Raw genomic sequence first — 15601 nt, 5'->3', positions numbered from 1 at the left:
CGCGCAAAGTGCCGGAATGGCTTAGCTACGGCGGCTGATGCGGGTGAAATGGCCCATCTTGCGGCCTGGGCGCGCTTCCGCCTTGCCGTAGAGATGCAGCATCAGATCGGGCTCGGCGAGCAAAGCGGGTACGCGCAGCACATCGTCGCCGATCAGGTTTTCCATGACGCAGTTTGAATGCCGGCCAGGGTTGCCCAGCGGCAGGCCGGCAATGGCGCGGATATGCTGCTCGAATTGCGAAACGATGCAGGCGGCTTCCGTCCAGTGGCCGGAATTGTGCACGCGCGGCGCCATTTCGTTGGCCAGCAGCGTGCCATCGGCAAGAACGAAGAACTCGACGCCGATGACGCCGACATAGTCGAGGGCCGACAGGATTTTCGCTGCCGCCCCCTGTGCCGTCGCCGCCGTCTCCAGCCTGATCTGGGCCGGCAGGGTCGAGGTATGCAGGATGCCGTCGCGGTGGACGTTCTCAGCCGGATCGTAGGCGGCGACCGCGCCGTCCAACCCGCGCGCGGCGATGACCGAGATTTCGCGCTCGAAAGCGACGAAGGATTCGAGGATCAGCGGCACATTGCCCATGGTCTCGCATGTGCCGGCAAAGCCGCCCGTCTCCATGTTGCGGAAGACGCGCTGGCCCTTGCCGTCATAGCCCATGCGGCGGGTTTTCAAGATGCCGCTGCCGCCGAACTCTCTCAGCGCCGCCGTCAGCTCGTCGTCATTGTCGATGGAGCGGAAATCCGCTGTCCTGATGCCGATGCCGTTCAGGAATAGCTTCTCCGCCACCCGGTCCTGGGCGATTTCCAACGCCCTGGGCGGCGGATAGACCGGGACCTTGGCGGCGAGCGCGCCGGCAGCCGCTACCGGCACATTCTCGAATTCGTAGGTGACGACGGCGCTGACTGCCGCCAGTTCGGCAAGGGCGTCCGCATCGTCATAGGCGGCGGTGATCTGCCGGTTGGCGACCTGAGCCGCCGGGCAATCGGCCTGCGGTTCGAGGATAATTGTGCGGTAGCCGAGGCGCGCTGCGGCAACAGCCAGCATGCGGCCGAGCTGGCCGCCGCCGATGATGCCGATGCTCGATCCCGCGGGCAGGCTCACGGCGCGTCCGTCGGTTCGGTGGCGACCCTGGCGGTTTGGGCGGCGCGCCAGGCATCCAGGCGGGCGGCAAGTTCTTCGTCGTTCAGCGCCAGCACGGCGGCCGCCAGAAGGGCGGCGTTGGCCGCACCCGCCTTGCCGATGGCAAGCGTGCCGACCGGAATGCCGGCCGGCATCTGGACGATGGAGAGCAGCGAATCCTGGCCGGACAGCGCCTTCGATTCGACCGGCACGCCGAACACCGGCAGCGGCGTCATCGCCGCCGTCATGCCGGGCAGGTGGGCGGCGCCGCCGGCGCCGGCGATGATCACCTTGTAGCCGGCCGCCTTGGCGCCCTTGGCGAAATCATAGAGGCGGTCCGGGGTGCGGTGGGCGGAGACGATCAGCCGCTTGTGCGGGATGCCCAGCGCGTCCAGCGTTTCGGCGGCGTGGCGCATCGTCGCCCAGTCGGACTGGCTGCCCATGATGATGGCGACGTCGGCGCGGTGGTCGGTCAAGCGCATGCTCCCGGCGGTAAAGGCGCGCCTTAGCGGAATTCGGGCTGGCCCGCAAGGATGGCGGCCGCCGCAGCCTAGTCCGGCCAGCGCAGGGCGCCGGATGAATCCTTTCGCGGCTGTCTCATCGCATCCGCCGGCCTGTCGGCCGCGGTGAGCACGGCGCGGAGGCGTTCGGCGACGATCTCGGCCTCGCCTGGGTGCAGATTGCAGGGGTCGAGGAAGAAATGGCCACGCTCGACTTCGTGGTTGCGCACGATGATGGGCGGCGATCCGGCCGCCAATGCCGAGGCGAGGCCGGCGGCACTGAAGCGGCTTTCGGGGGAGACGAAGATCTGCAGCCGGTCGAGCGGATTGGCGGTCGGGTCGGGAATGATGTTTGCGACGATGCCGGCTATTCCCTGCAGCGAATCCCTCCACAGATGGAGCGCCGCTTCCTCGCGTCGGCGGATGCCGGCATGGTCGCGCTTTTCCCAGGCTTCGAGCGCCGCCATGGTGCCGGCGATGCTTTCCTTGCCGACCTTCATGGCGCGGGCGACGCCGCGGTTTTGCAGATAGGCGGCGCGGACGAGATCCTTGCGGCCGGCGACGATGCCGCTGGTCGGCCCCGAAAGGAATTTGTGGCCGCTGTAGACGACGATGTCGGCGCCGCGCGCCAGGAAGCTGCGCAGATCATATTCGGAAGCCGCGTCGACGATCACCGGCACGCCCCTGGCGTGGCAGATATCGCAGAATTCCTCGAGGGAAAGCATGCCGTATTGCACGGTGTGGTGCGCCACGACGTAGAGCGCCGCCGCCGTGCGCTCGTTAATCGCCTCGCGCACATGATAATCCTGGGTGACGCTGACGGTACCGGCTGGAATGACCTTGGCGCCGGCGACGCGGATCGACTGGTCGATCGGCGCGCCGTAATTGACGATATGGCCAAGCTGAATGACGACTTCGGACTTCAGCCCTTCGGTGTCGTCGGGCAGCCGCTCGATCGCGAGCAAATTGGTGCCGGTCATTGCCCCGGCGATCGCCATTGTGATGCCTGAGGCGCAGCAGGCGGTTATGAAGCCGGCCTCGCCGCCGGTGAGGCGGGCGGTGATCACGCTTGCGGCGCGCTGCAGATCGTCCATCTCCACCCATTGCGAGGCGATCTCGGCCATGGCGCTGATCGCCTCGGGAACGATGATCGAGGCGCCGAGGGTCGTCATCGTGCCGGAGACGTTGATGATCGGCCTCAGTCCCAGCCGTTCACGGATCGTGGTGTTGGAGCCGGTGTCGGAATAGGTTTTCATTTGGAGCATATCCCTTGACTGTCAGGCGGCGATCTCGACGACCGCTTCGATTTCGACGGTTATGTTTCCAGGCAGCGAGCCGACCCCGATCGCCGAGCGGGCATGGCCCCCGATCTTGTCGAAGACGCTGGCGAACAGGTCCGAGCAGCCATTGACCACTTTCGGGTGGTCGCTGAAGGTCGGCGTCGCATTGACGAAGCCGAGCAATTTGACGACGCGCACGATGCGGCCGAGATCGCCGGCGGCGGCGTGCATGACGGCGAGCAGGTTGAGGCCGGTGAGGCGGGCATGTTCATAGGCCTGCTCGACGGTGACGTCCTCGCCGACCTTGCCGGTGCACAGCGTGCCGTCGGCGCGCAGCGGCCCTTGACCCGAAAGAAAGATCAGCCGGCCGCTCTCGGCATGGGTGACGAAATTGGCGATCGGTGTCGGCGGCTCGGGCAGCGTCAGGCCGAGCTCGGCGAGCCGGATGTAAGGCGTCATGGAAGAATTCTCCTTGGGCCGGCCTGTTGTTTTACGCAATTCCCAAGGGAAAGCGCTTCGCGCTTTTCCCGGGAAAACCGCTTACACTTTTCCTGGAATTGCTTTGGGCCGCCCATGTCAGAAATGGGAGGCGCGGAAGCGCGCCAGGAAAGAGCGCAGGCGCTCATTGGTGGTCTCTTCGGCAAGGATCTCCTTCGGCGGGCCAACAGCGCTGACACCGCCATCGGCCATGAAGACAATGCGGCTCGAAGCGTCGCGGGCAAAGGCCATCTCGTGCGTCACCATCACCATGGTCATGCCGTCTTCGGCCAGGCTGCGCACAACCGCCAGCACCTCGCCGACCAATTCGGGATCGAGCGCGGAGGTGATCTCGTCGAGCAGCAGGATCTTCGGCTCCATGGCGACTGCCCGCGCTATGCCGACGCGCTGCTGCTGGCCCCCGGAGAGTTCCCCAGGCAGGCTGTCGGCCTTGTGGGCGAGGCCGACGCGGCTCAGCCAATGCTCCGCGATCTGGCGCGCCTCGGCCTTGCTCTTGCCGCGCACCTTGGTGAGGCCGAGCATGATGTTGCCGGCGGCGGTGAGGTGCGGAAACAGGTTGAAGCTCTGGAACACCATGCCGGTTTCGGCGCGCATATTGGCAAGGTCGCGCTCGCTGCGGCGCTGGCGCGCGCCGGCCTCACGAAAACCGACCTCCTTGCCGTCGATTCGGATCGAGCCTGAGTCGTAGCTTTCGAGAAAGTTGACGCAGCGCAGCAGGGTGGTTTTGCCGCTGCCGGAAGGGCCGATGACGGTGACCACCTCACCCCTGTCCACCTTGAGGCTGACCGAGCGAAGCACCTCGACCGAACCAAAGGCTTTCGAGACCCCGGCAATGTCGAGAAGGGCAGCATTGTCGTTCGAGCTTGTGGCCATCGTGCTAGTCCCGGATGAAGGCAAAGCGCCGTTCCAGCCGCCGGCTGGCGTAGGAAAGCGCATAGTTGACGGCGAAATAGATCAAGGCGCCGAGGATGTAGAGCGGCATCGCCTCATAGGTGCGGCCGATGACTTGGTTGATCGCCTGCATCAGGTCGGTGATGCCGAGCAGCGAGACCAGGGCGCTGCCCTTGACCGCGTCGGTGACGCCGTTGATCCAGGGCGGCAGGAAGCGGCGGAAGGCCTGCGGAAAGATGACGTAGGTGAGCCGCTGGCGAAAAGTCAGCCCAATGGCCATCGCCGCTTCTGACTGGCCCTTGGGAATGGAGCCGACGGCGCCCCGGAGATACTCAATGACCTGCGCCGTCTTGAACAAGGTCAGCGCCAGCACCGCCGCCGAGAAGGATTGCAGATGCAGGCCGATGGCCGGCAGGCCGTAATAGACGAAGAACATCAGCACCAGGATCGGGATGCCGCGGATGGTGTCGGAGAAGATGCGCACGGCCCAGCGCAGCGGCGCCGGGCCGTAGACCAGGCCGACGCCGAGCGCGACGCCGGCAATCAGCGACAGCACCACGACCAGCAGCGACACCCACAAGGTGATGGCGAAGCCCTGGGCGAGGAACGGTACGGCGTAGAGGATCTGGCTCAGCATGTCAGCGCGCAGCCCTGAACCGGCGTTCGACCAGCCGCAGTCCGAACAGCAGGGTGTAGCCGGTCACGAGATACATCGCCGTCGTCACCAGATAGACCTCGACGATGCGGAAGGTGTTGAAGTTGATCCACTGGGCGCCGAAGGTGAGCTCGGGCACCGAGATCACCGAGGCGATCGACGTGTCCTTGAACAGCGAGATGAAGGTGTTGGACAGCGCCGGCAGCGTGATGCGCAGCATGGTCGGCAGGCGCACATGAACCAGCCGCTGCCAGGGCGTGAGCCCGATCGCCTTGCCGGCATCGAGCTGGCCGCGCGGCACGGCTTCGAGGCCGGAGCGGAACACCTCGACCAGATAGGCGCCGCTATAGACCGACAGCGTCAGCACGAACGAGGTCGGCGCGTCGTAGGCGACGTCGATCACCGTCGGCAGGCCGTAGAAGACAAGATAGACGAGCAGGATCAGCGGCACGTTGCGGATGAATTCGACGTAAGCCGCAATGATGGCGCGCACCACGCGTCCGGCCGAGACATACCAGACCGCCAGCACCAGGCCGATGACGACGCCGATGGCAATCGAAATCACGGCAAGCTCGAGGCTGAGCAGAAGGCCGCCCCACAGCTTGTCGAAATGGCGCCAGATCAGGTTGAAGTTGAGCGTATAGCCCATGCGTCTCCCGCAATAACCAAGGGGATGCGAACTAGAAGGCGGAAGGGCTAACCCTTCCGCCAGCGCTTGTCAGACAACCGGGAAACCGGGATGGCGGGCCGGCGGCTCTTGGCCGAAATAGTCCTTGAAGGCGGCGTCGTAGAGTGCGGTCTCATGGCCGAACATGGCGATGGTGAAGGTCTGGTTGACGAAGGTCAGCCAGTCCAGGTCGCCCTGCCTGACCGCCGCGCCGTAGAGCATCGAGTACCAGCTCTTGCCGGCATCGAAATATTTGTCGGGGTTGCGCGAGGCCAGCCAGCGCACGGTTGAAAGATCGACAGCGGCGGCATCGGCGCGTTTCGATTCCAGTGCCTGCAGCACATTGGCCTGGGTGTCGATCTGCAGCACCTGCGCCTCCGGCAGGGCGTAATGGACCGAGCTTTCGGCATCGACATTCTGCAGGATCGAGATGCGCGTCGCCGAGCCGCCGGCGAGCAGCTTGTCGAAGGTCTTGTTTTCCGCAGTCGGCAGCGTCAGCAGGGCGACGCCCTCGACATAGTATGGCCTGGAGAAATGGATCAGCTGCGAGCGCTGCGCGGTCATGGTCATGAACTGGATGGTGATGTCGACCTTGTTGGTGGTGACATTGGGGATGCGCTGCGCCGGATCCTGCATGACGAACTCGACCTTGCTCGGATCGTCGAACAGACCCTTGGCCAGGATGCGGCCCATGGTGATGTCCATGCCGACCAGCTCGCCGGCATCGTTTTCGAAATGCCATGGCGCGTTGGTGCTGCCGGTGCCGACGATCAGCTTGCCGCGGTCAAGCGCGGTGCGCAGAACGCTGTCGGATGCGGCTTGTGCCGCCGCCTTTTCGGCGCTGACAGCGGTCATCACGCCCGCCGTTGCAAGCCCGGCCATGCCCAGTTTCAGAAAATCTCGCTTGGATGCGTCGTTCACTGCGACCTCCTGTTGTTTGAGTTCCCCTTACAGACACACGTGTCGCCGACCTGAATTGTCTCTTACAATAGACACATGTATCCTGTACAAGACAGATACTAACATCAGGAATCAGTTATGCAAGACAGCAATGGACTCACGGATCGGGCGGAGCTTGGTCCAGCCGAGAGCCCGACGCCCGACAAGACCTCCGGCTCGCGCGAGAAGGGCCTCAACCGGGTGCTGGAGATCCTGGACTTCCTGCATGTTACCCAGCGCGCCATCGGCATTGGCGATCTAGCCAAGGGGGTGAATGCGCCGCGCTCCACCACCTATACGCTGGTGCGTTCGCTGGTCGATGCGGGTCTCCTGGAGATGGAGGGCGACGGCAACCGGGTCTATTTCGGCAAGAAGCTCTACCTCTATGGGATGGACTATGTCAGGGGCAACGACCTGCTTAGGCGGGGCCGGCAGGAGGTCGACAATCTGTCGCGCGAGACCGGCGAGACCTCCGAATTGTGCATGCTGCAAAGCGGGCGCTATACCATCGTCCATTCCAGCCCCGGCACCAGGCCGTTCCGCATCAGCTCGGCCACTGGCCTGCAGATCCCGCTGCCATGGACGGCATCGGGGCGGCTGCTTCTGGCCGGATTGGAAAGGGCCGCCATCCAGGACATGGTCTCGGAAGACGACCTTTTGCTGCCCGACGGCCGCAGGCTGCAGTTCGACGACTTCATTGCCGATATCGCGACGGCCAGAACGACCGGCTATTGCATCACTTCGGGGCTGGTCGACGCCTACACCAAATGCCTGGCCGCCCCTGTCTTCGCGGCCGCCGGCAAGGTCGAGGCGACGATGTGCCTGGTGGTGCCGATCGACACTTCAGCGGAGAAGACCGACGAATTGCTGACGTTGCTGCGCCATCGCGCGGCGCGGCTGTCGATAGCGGGGTGAGCAGTTGGGCCCCGAGGCCGTCGGCTAAGCGATGATGTCCGGAATGATCTTGTCTTCCAGCGCCATCAGCCGGTCCTTGAGGAAAAGCTTCTTCTTCTTCATGCGCTGGATCTGCAAGGGGTCGCAGCCCATGGCGATCATCGCATTGATGGCCGCGTCGAAATCGGCATGCTCCTGCTTCAGGCGGGAAAATTCGAGGCGGACATCGGCCTTTTCCTGGTCGGACATTCTCTACCGTCTGCATGTCTGCGGCGCCCGGCAATGGGCATGATTGGGCGGGGGCGGCATCAATTGCCGCCGGCGCGCAGCCAATATCACATATCACATTGTCGTGGAATGCTACCACGCAGCATTCGACATCGCAGCCGGATGGTGGCAGACTGTCATGGTGCCGTCACAGATGCGACCTGCGGTGGACGTGCCTTTGACGGCTGCAATCGAGGAAACCATGAAAGGGAGAACCAATCATGTCTCTTGCATCCCATCTTGATGAGTTGCAGCGGAAACACGGTGATATCGAACGCGAGATCGACGATGCGATGAACCATCCATCGGTCGACGACCTCGAAATCGTGAATCTGAAGCGACGCAAGCTGGCACTCAAGGACGAGATTGAAAAACTGAAGGCGAAACCGACGAGACACTGACGCCCTTCCAGGATTAGACGCGCCGCCTTGGCGCGTGACTATCGCTCCGGTGGCGACATGCCGCCGGAGGCCTGTTTTTGCTACTTGATTCCGATACTGTTGGCCGGCGAAACCCGTCTGTGGGGTCGCCGCGCTGCTGCGATTTGGCGGCTCTGCTTGTCTGTCGCCATTGACAAGCCATCTTTGCTCCTCCACCTCATGCCCGAACCTCAGCGCTATGCGCTGATAGCTGTTTGAGCGTGCGTCGACGTGGACGTATGTCGCTCGGGTGATCAAGAGGCTGCCGGCATGACCGGGTATTTTTCCTCCCCCTTTGCGCGCCGGACATCGGTCGGCGTCGATGTCGGCGGCGTGGTCGTCGGCGGCGGCGCGCCGGTCGTCGTGCAGTCGATGACCAACACCGACACGGCCGATATCGACCAGACCGTCGCGCAGGTTGCGGCTTTGCATCGCGCCGGCTCCGAGATCGTGCGCATCACCGTCGATCGTGACGAGAGCGCTGCCGCCGTGCCGCGCATCCGCGAACGGCTCGAGCGGCTCGGCATCAATGTGCCGCTGGTCGGCGACTTCCACTATATCGGCCACAAGCTGCTGGCCGACCATCCGGACTGCGCCGAGGCGCTGGCCAAATACCGCATCAATCCCGGCAATGTCGGCTTCAAGGACAAGAGAGACCGCCAGTTCGCGGCGATCGTCGAAATGGCGATCAGGCATGACAAGCCGGTGCGCATCGGCGTCAATTGGGGGTCGCTCGATCAGGAACTGCTCACCCGGCTGATGGACGAGAACCAGCGCCAAGGCTTCCCGCTGACGGCGCAGGAAGTAACCCGCGAGGCGATCGTGCAGTCGGCGATCCTGTCGGCCGAAATGGCCGAAGAGATCGGCCTCGCCCGCGAAAAGATCATCCTGTCGGCCAAGGTCAGCGGCGTGCAGGATTTGATCGCCGTCTATACCGAGCTTGCCACGCGTTCCAACCATGCGCTGCATCTTGGCCTCACCGAAGCCGGCATGGGCTCCAAGGGCATCGTCGCCTCGTCGGCTGCCATGGGCATCCTCTTGCAGCAAGGCATTGGCGACACCATCCGCATCTCGCTGACGCCGGAGCCGAATGGCGATCGCACCCGCGAGGTGCAGGTCTCGCAGGAACTGCTGCAGACCATGGGCTTCCGTCAGTTCGTGCCGATCGTCGCCGCTTGCCCCGGCTGCGGCCGCACGACATCCACCGTGTTCCAGGAACTCGCCCAGAACATCCAGGCCGATTTGCGCAAGAACATGCCGGTCTGGCGGGAGAAATATCCCGGCGTCGAGAACCTCAAGGTCGCGGTGATGGGCTGCATCGTCAACGGCCCCGGCGAATCCAAGCACGCCGATATCGGCATCTCGCTGCCCGGCACCGGCGAGACGCCGACCGCGCCGGTCTTCGTCGACGGCAAGAAGTCAGCGACGCTGCGCGGTCCGTCGATCGCCGCCGATTTCGAAAAAATGGTTGCCGACTATATCGAGCAGCGGTTTGGACAGCACGGCAAAGCCGCGGCCGAATGAGCCCATGCGGGGGCTGCTCAAAGCCGGTGTGATCCTGCTCTGCGGGCTGGGTGCCGGACAGGCGCTCGCCGATCCGCCGCAATCGCGCTCGGCGGCGAAACGATTGATCGGCCGTGTCTGTGACCTGATCGAGACGCATGCCGAGCGGAACGGCCTGCCGAAGGATTACTTCGCCCGGCTGATCTGGAAAGAAAGCCGCTTCGATCCCAATGCGGTTAGCCCGGTCGGTGCCGAAGGCATCGCCCAGTTCATGCCGGGCACCGCCAAGATGCGCGGGCTGGCCGATCCTTTCGACATCGACCAGGCGATCCCGGCTTCGGCGAAATATCTCGGCGAGATGAAGCTCGCCTACGGCAATCTCGGCCTGGCGGCGGCCGCCTACAATGCCGGCGAGAACCGGGTGTCGCGCTGGCTGGGTTCGGGCGGCTTCCTGCCGATGGAGACAGAGAGCTATGTCTTCGACGTCATGGGCGAACCCGTCGACAAGTTTTCCGACAGCGCTTACGCCGGGACGGTCGAGCCGCTCGACGCGAAAACCAGCTTTGCCGTCGCCTGCCGCAAGCTGCCGGTGATCATGTCGAGAACCGTGGCGATGGCGTCGATCAATGTGAAGCCATGGGGCGTCCAGGTGGCCGGCAATTTCCGCAGGGGAGCTGCGATCAATCAGTGGCTGCGGGTCAGGAGCCGGTTTCCGGCGCTGCTTTCCGGTCGTGACCCGGTGGTCAGCCGGGTGCGCACGCCGATCGGCCGACGCGGCATCTACGCCGTCAGGATCGGTGTCGACGACCGTGCCGCCGCCAACGTCATCTGCCAGAAACTGCAAAGCGTCGGCGGCGCCTGTATCGTCGTGCGCAACCGATAGGGGGCGACATGACGGCCAAAATCGTCCTGCTTAATGGCGTCGGCAGCGCCGGCAAAAGCTCGATCGCCAGGGCGCTGCAAACAATCGCCACCGAGCCCTTCCTGCATGTCCAGATGGATGCTTTCATCGACATGCTGCCGCCGGCGCTGCAGGATCATGCCGACGGGTTTTCCTTTGAGACCGTGCTGGAAGACGGCAAGCCGTCGGTGGTGATCAGGAGCGGGCCGGTCGGCGCGCGAGCCATGCGCGGCATGCGCCATGCCATCGCCGCCATGGCCGGGCAAGGCAACAATCTCATTGTCGACGACGTGATCTTCAATGACGAGATAGCGGAGCACCGCAAGTTGCTGTCGAGCTTTGACCTGCATCTGGTCGGCGTCATGGCGCCGCTGGAGGTGCTGGAAGCGCGCGAGGCCGCGCGCGCCGACAGGCTGCCTGGCCTGGCGCGCTGGCAATATGGACGCGTCCACAAGGGCATGGACTACGACCTCGAAGTCGACACCAGCCGGCTGACGCCGCTTGAATGCGCCCGTCGCATCCAGGAAAGATTCCGACTATAGTGGCCGGGTGTCTTTGACACGATCGCAGCTTTTACCAATTGCCCAAAACGCCGATAGCCGTCTCTGGCCTGCAAAGTCGTGTCGATTAAATATTTATGAGCCTTGCTGTAGTAAGACGGGTCGAAATTTCCGGCGAGACCTTTGGGGCCGTTAACGGGGGAAATCATGCCGGTGACAAATTTCCTTAGACGCGTTGTACGTGAACTTGAAACGCCGCGCGCCAAACGGCCGTTCGGTTCTGGCTGGCTGTCCGGCTCGATTGGCTTGCTTGCCGGGGTCACCGCCCTGCTGATGGTCATCGTGCTGCGCTACCCGTCGCTTACATCGATGCCGGATCTGGCCCCCATCCACCAGATGCTGTTCTTCAAGCCGGTGCTCTATTTCGTCCTCATCTCCGGCTATATCCTGGCGATCCTCAGCATGACGCTGCGCAGGCAAAAGACGCTCGGCGCGGCAGCGATGTTCACTGTGCTGCTGGCGTCGCTGGTCGGCATGCTTCCGGTGCGCCATCAACTGCACATCGAAGGGGTGTTCTTCGGGCTTGATTTCTTCATCCTGAACGCCCTGTTCATGGGTGTGCTGTTCGTTCCGCTCGAACGTCTTTTCGCGCGCAACAAGGATCAGACCGTGTTCCGCGACGAATGGCGCGAGGACCTGTTCTACTATCTGGTCTCATCGCTGCTGGTGCAGATTTTGACCTACCTGACCTTGGCGCCGTCCAACTTCGTCAATGCGCAGGGTGCCCTTGGTTCGGTGCGCGCCTGGGTCCACGACTTGCCGTGGCTGGTGCAACTGCTGGCGGTAATGTTCCTGACCGACTTTGCCCAGTATTGGGTGCATCGGGCCTTTCATCGCATTCCCTGGCTGTGGAAGTTCCATGCCGTGCACCATTCCGCCAAGTCGATGGACTGGATTGCCGGTGCGCGCATGCATTTCCTGGAAATCATCATGCTGCGCAGCCTGACGGCCACCCCGATGTTCGTGCTGGGGTTCGATGAATCGGCTATCCAGACGTATATATTGATCGTCTACGTCTATTCGTCGTTCATCCATTCCAACATCGGAACCAGTTTCGGTCCAGTCGAAAAGGTGCTGGTGTCGCCGCGTTACCACCACTGGCATCACGGCCTCGAGAAAGAAGCGATCGACGTAAACTTCGCCATCCATTTCCCGCTGCTCGACCGGCTGTTCGGTACCCACCATATGCCCGAAGGGCGCTGGCCGAACGGCTACGGCATTCACGGACATCCCGTTCCGAACGGATACTGGCAGCAATTCCTCTACCCCTTCCGGCGCGGCTAGACTGGAGTCCTTCGCGAAGCGCGCGTGTCACCGCGCCTGGCGAGGTTAGCCCAATCCATGACAAGCGACAGAGCCCCGAGATGCGTGACGGCTACATAATCTGCGGCACGCCGAGAACCGGAAGCACCTTGCTGTGCGGCCTTCTGGCCTCGACGAAAACAGCCGGCGATCCGCACTCGTTCTACCGGCGGCAGGACAAGGCGGAATGGGCAGAAGAGTGGAAATTGCCGCATCCCGATACGATGAGCGCGCATGACTTCGATGTCGCCTACCTCAAGGCGGCAATCAGCGCGGGAAAGGGCGGAACAGCCGTCTTCGGCTTGCGCCTGATGCGGGAGAACCTGGGTGAACTCTCGGCCATCCTCGACCGGATCTACCCAGACCTGCCATCGGACAAAGCACGCTTTGAAAAGGCCTTCGGGCGGGTCCTCTACATCCATCTTTCGCGCGAAAACAAGCTGGCGCAGGCGGTGTCGCTGATCAAGGCCGAGCAGACCGGGCTTTGGCACATCGCGCCCGACGGAACCGAGATCGAACGGGTCGCACCGCCGCAGGAACCCCGCTACGATTTCAAGCGGATCCAGCGCGAGCTTGCCGAACTCGAAGCCTATGACGCGGCCTGGAACGTCTGGTTCGCGGAGCAGGGGATCGTCCCGCTGCGAATCGGCTATAAGCGCCTGTCAGCCGATCCGCCAGCGGCATTGGCATCCATCTGCAAGGCCCTGGGTGTTCCGGCGCCGAATGCCGCCGACATAAAGCCTGGCGTCGCCAAGCTCTCGGACGAGATTAGCCTCGACTGGATGAGCCGCTATCGTCTGGACGCGGCGATTTGATCAAGCCCTCTTTACCGCCACCGTCTCGCTGAGCCAGGTGCCGATCTTGCTGCCGAGACGGTCGGGCGACACCGGCTTGGGCAAATAGTCGTCCATTCCGGACTCGATACATTTGTCGCGGTCGCCCTTCAGTGCGTGCGCGGTGACGCCGATGATTGGTGTGTGATTGCCACTCGCTGCCTCCGCCGCCCGGATGGCGCGGGTCGCCTCGTAGCCGTTCATCTCCGGCATGGAGACGTCCATGAGGATCAGCTTCGGCCGCAGCGCCCGGTACATCTCGACGGCCGTGCGGCCATTGCTGGCGATGCGGTAGCTGAGGCCAAGCCCATTGAGGATCTGGCCGAACACCAGCTGGTTCACGTCATTGTCCTCGGCGATAAGAATATCGATCGGGCCGTTTGCCGTGACAGTCAATTCCAGTGTCGCGGCCACGGGCATCACCGGGCCGCGAATGACGGTGAAGGCAGGCGGTGTGGGTGCGGCCTGCGTGACAACCGGCTCGCGAACGAACTGGGCCTTGCCGATCTGGGCCCGCGCTTTCTGGATGGCCGAGATGACGGTGCCGAGCAGGATGGCCGAGCGCGCCGGCTTGGTGAGATGCGCGGCGATGCCGAAATCGATGACCATCTTGCCGAAATCGACCTGATCGACCGAGGTCAGCAGCACCACCGGGATGGCGGAGAGACGGCTGTCGGCGGAAATCGCCTTGGCGACATCGGCGCCGTTCATGCCGGGCATCTGGTAGTCGAGAATGATGCAGTCGACCGCAGCACCGAGTTGGCTGGCCCGGTCTAGAAAGGCGAGGCCGACGGCGCCGCTTTCGGCGGCCGCGCAGTCGAAGCTCCAGCTTCTGAGCTGCTCCAGCAAGATCTCGCGGTTGACCGGGTTGTCGTCGATGACCAGCACGCGGGCGCCGGTGACATCGACCGGCACGACCTCGTTGCGCGTGTCCTGCTGATGCGCCGGCAGCGGCACGGCGAACCAGAACACCGAGCCGCGGCCGATCTCGCTTTCGACGCCGATCTTGCCGCCCATCAGGTCGATGAGGCGGGCGGCGATGGCAAGGCCGAGGCCGGTGCCTTCATGGCGGCGCGTCGACGAGCCGTCGACCTGCGCGAATTTCTCGAACACGTTCTCGAGCTTCTCGGCAGGAATGCCGATGCCTGTGTCCTCGACGCGGACCTTGAGCTGGACGATGCCGTCGACCACCTCGCCGCCGACATCGATCAGCACATGGCCCTTCTCGGTGAACTTCACCGCATTGCCGAGCAGATTGGTGACGATCTGACGAAACCGTCCGGCATCGCCGACGACATGGGCAGGCAGGCGCGGGTCGACACGCACGATCAGCTCGAGGTTCTTTTCGGCGACGCGCGCCGACACCAGTGTGGCCACGTCCTCGACCGCTTCGGCAAGCCGGAAGGGTGCAGGATCGAGCGTCAGCTGACCGGCATTGATCTTGGAGAAATCGAGGATGTCGTTGATGATGGTGAGCAGCGCATTGCCGGACTTGACGATGACTTCGGTGAAGGTCTTCTGGCGCGCGTTAAGCTCGGTCTTGGCGAGCAGTTCGGCCATGCCCAGCACGCCATTCATCGGCGTGCGGATCTCATGGCTCATATTGGCCAGGAATTCCGATTTGGCGCGGTCGGCCGCTTCGGCCTTGAACAAGGATGCGGCGGATTCGGTGAAGGCGCGGCGGATCGCCTTTTCCATCGGCCGGAAGATCCAGAGGGCAACGATGGCAAGAACCGCGAACAGAAGGCCGCTTGCCCACAACAGCAGCCTGTCGCTGGAGGCGTCGGCCAGATGGCGTTCGCCATCCATGGCGGTACGCACACGCACCAGCATCGGCTGGACGAACAGGTCGTTCTGGTTGAGGATTTCGCGCGAACTCCATTCGTCGGTCTGTTGCGCCGCCGACATCAGGTTGAAGTTGCGCACGATGTCGCGCGACGACCAGAACAGGTCGCCGTTGACGGCGGCCGACGAGAGTTCGTCCAGCGTTTTGGCCGATAGGCTCGGCTTGATCGCGGCCAACTCCGCGGACAGTGTTTCGATCTCGCTGGTCAGGCGTTGCGAATGGCCGCGCGCGGCGGCGGCAAGGCCGTCACGGGTTTCGGTGCGCCAGGTCGTGCTGGCGGTTTCGGCAAAGCTGGAGGCGTTGCGCAGGTCGCGGGTGAAGACGACGAGATTGCTGCTCAGCGCGTCGATGTCGTGGCGGAAGGAATTGACGCGATTGAGCGCAAACATCACCGCGGTGGAAGCCAGCGCAAAGATGAGCAATCCCGAGATGTAGCGGATCCGGATCGAGCGGATGAAGAAAGAATATTCCGGCATGCGCAACCCCAACACATACGCATCATTTTAACGGTCGGGATTACGCTTGATTTA

Annotated in this window: 17 protein-coding genes; 7 read left to right on the top strand and 10 right to left on the bottom strand. The window is 63.4% G+C overall.

Features of this window, described 5'->3' with window-relative positions; genetic code table 11:
* Positions 1 to 21: 21 nt before the first annotated feature.
* From NKJ75_RS15275 to NKJ75_RS15240, 8 genes are all read right to left on the bottom strand, one after another.
* The gene (locus NKJ75_RS15275; RefSeq protein WP_352499895.1) at positions 22 to 1098 is read right to left on the bottom strand and encodes a 5-(carboxyamino)imidazole ribonucleotide synthase; all 1077 of its coding nucleotides are present in this window, start codon (positions 1096 to 1098) and stop codon (positions 22 to 24) included.
* Positions 1095 to 1592 carry a 5-(carboxyamino)imidazole ribonucleotide mutase gene (gene purE / locus NKJ75_RS15270; RefSeq protein ID WP_352499894.1) on the bottom strand — a complete coding sequence of 166 codons (498 nt, stop codon included), beginning with the start codon at positions 1590 to 1592 and terminating at the stop codon, positions 1095 to 1097. Before purE ends, NKJ75_RS15275 begins: the two co-directional genes overlap by 4 nt.
* A gap of 74 nt (positions 1593 to 1666) precedes the next feature.
* On the bottom strand, positions 1667 to 2872 hold the full coding sequence (locus NKJ75_RS15265; RefSeq protein ID WP_352499893.1) for an aminotransferase class V-fold PLP-dependent enzyme: 1206 nt from the start codon (positions 2870 to 2872) through the stop codon (positions 1667 to 1669).
* A 21-nt stretch (positions 2873 to 2893) separates the two neighbouring features.
* Positions 2894 to 3355: a RidA family protein gene (locus NKJ75_RS15260; protein ID WP_023673109.1), complete on the bottom strand. Its 462-nt coding sequence runs from the start codon at positions 3353 to 3355 to the stop codon at positions 2894 to 2896.
* A 117-nt stretch (positions 3356 to 3472) separates the two neighbouring features.
* Positions 3473 to 4267: an amino acid ABC transporter ATP-binding protein gene (locus tag NKJ75_RS15255; RefSeq protein ID WP_352499892.1), complete on the bottom strand. Its 795-nt coding sequence runs from the start codon at positions 4265 to 4267 to the stop codon at positions 3473 to 3475.
* Between the two features lie 4 nt (positions 4268 to 4271).
* Positions 4272 to 4922 (bottom strand): amino acid ABC transporter permease, encoded by a 651-nt coding sequence (locus NKJ75_RS15250; RefSeq protein WP_023684027.1) that lies wholly within the window; start codon positions 4920 to 4922, stop codon positions 4272 to 4274.
* A gap of 1 nt (position 4923) precedes the next feature.
* Entirely contained in the window at positions 4924 to 5589 is a 666-nt protein-coding gene (locus tag NKJ75_RS15245; protein ID WP_023693641.1) for an amino acid ABC transporter permease, read from the bottom strand.
* Between the two features lie 69 nt (positions 5590 to 5658).
* Complete coding sequence (locus NKJ75_RS15240) at positions 5659 to 6489, bottom strand: transporter substrate-binding protein (protein ID WP_023673105.1); 831 nt, start codon at positions 6487 to 6489, stop codon at positions 5659 to 5661.
* A gap of 156 nt (positions 6490 to 6645) precedes the next feature.
* Between NKJ75_RS15240 and NKJ75_RS15235 the strand changes: the two genes are divergently transcribed.
* Complete coding sequence (locus NKJ75_RS15235) at positions 6646 to 7461, top strand: IclR family transcriptional regulator (RefSeq protein WP_023684025.1); 816 nt, start codon at positions 6646 to 6648, stop codon at positions 7459 to 7461.
* 24 nt (positions 7462 to 7485) lie between these two features.
* On the opposite strand, the gene NKJ75_RS15230 is transcribed toward NKJ75_RS15235, so the two are convergent.
* Positions 7486 to 7689 (bottom strand): YdcH family protein, encoded by a 204-nt coding sequence (locus tag NKJ75_RS15230; RefSeq protein WP_023673103.1) that lies wholly within the window; start codon positions 7687 to 7689, stop codon positions 7486 to 7488.
* A 239-nt stretch (positions 7690 to 7928) separates the two neighbouring features.
* Between NKJ75_RS15230 and NKJ75_RS15225 the strand changes: the two genes are divergently transcribed.
* From NKJ75_RS15225 to NKJ75_RS15200, 6 genes are all read left to right on the top strand, one after another.
* On the top strand, positions 7929 to 8108 hold the full coding sequence (locus NKJ75_RS15225) for a YdcH family protein (RefSeq protein WP_023684024.1): 180 nt from the start codon (positions 7929 to 7931) through the stop codon (positions 8106 to 8108).
* A gap of 288 nt (positions 8109 to 8396) precedes the next feature.
* Positions 8397 to 9650 carry a flavodoxin-dependent (E)-4-hydroxy-3-methylbut-2-enyl-diphosphate synthase gene (ispG, locus tag NKJ75_RS15220; RefSeq protein WP_023684023.1) on the top strand — a complete coding sequence of 418 codons (1254 nt, stop codon included), beginning with the start codon at positions 8397 to 8399 and terminating at the stop codon, positions 9648 to 9650.
* Between the two features lie 4 nt (positions 9651 to 9654).
* Positions 9655 to 10512, top strand: a complete 858-nt coding sequence (locus NKJ75_RS15215) for a lytic transglycosylase domain-containing protein (RefSeq protein ID WP_023742771.1) — start codon at positions 9655 to 9657, stop codon at positions 10510 to 10512.
* 8 nt (positions 10513 to 10520) lie between these two features.
* A complete protein-coding gene (locus NKJ75_RS15210; protein ID WP_023690061.1) occupies positions 10521 to 11072 on the top strand; it encodes a chloramphenicol phosphotransferase CPT family protein in 552 nt (183 codons plus the stop codon).
* A gap of 165 nt (positions 11073 to 11237) precedes the next feature.
* Positions 11238 to 12374 (top strand): sterol desaturase family protein, encoded by a 1137-nt coding sequence (locus NKJ75_RS15205; RefSeq protein WP_502903875.1) that lies wholly within the window; start codon positions 11238 to 11240, stop codon positions 12372 to 12374.
* Between the two features lie 80 nt (positions 12375 to 12454).
* Entirely contained in the window at positions 12455 to 13207 is a 753-nt protein-coding gene (locus NKJ75_RS15200) for a Stf0 family sulfotransferase (protein ID WP_023834973.1), read from the top strand.
* On the opposite strand, the gene NKJ75_RS15195 is transcribed toward NKJ75_RS15200, so the two are convergent.
* Complete coding sequence (locus tag NKJ75_RS15195; protein ID WP_352499890.1) at positions 13208 to 15547, bottom strand: response regulator; 2340 nt, start codon at positions 15545 to 15547, stop codon at positions 13208 to 13210.
* Positions 15548 to 15601: the final 54 nt, after the last annotated feature.

Source organism: Mesorhizobium sp. M0058 (genome assembly GCF_040323095.1).
Taxonomy (GTDB): Bacteria; Pseudomonadota; Alphaproteobacteria; order Rhizobiales; family Rhizobiaceae; genus Mesorhizobium.
This window is presented reverse-complemented; position numbering and strand designations above follow the sequence as displayed.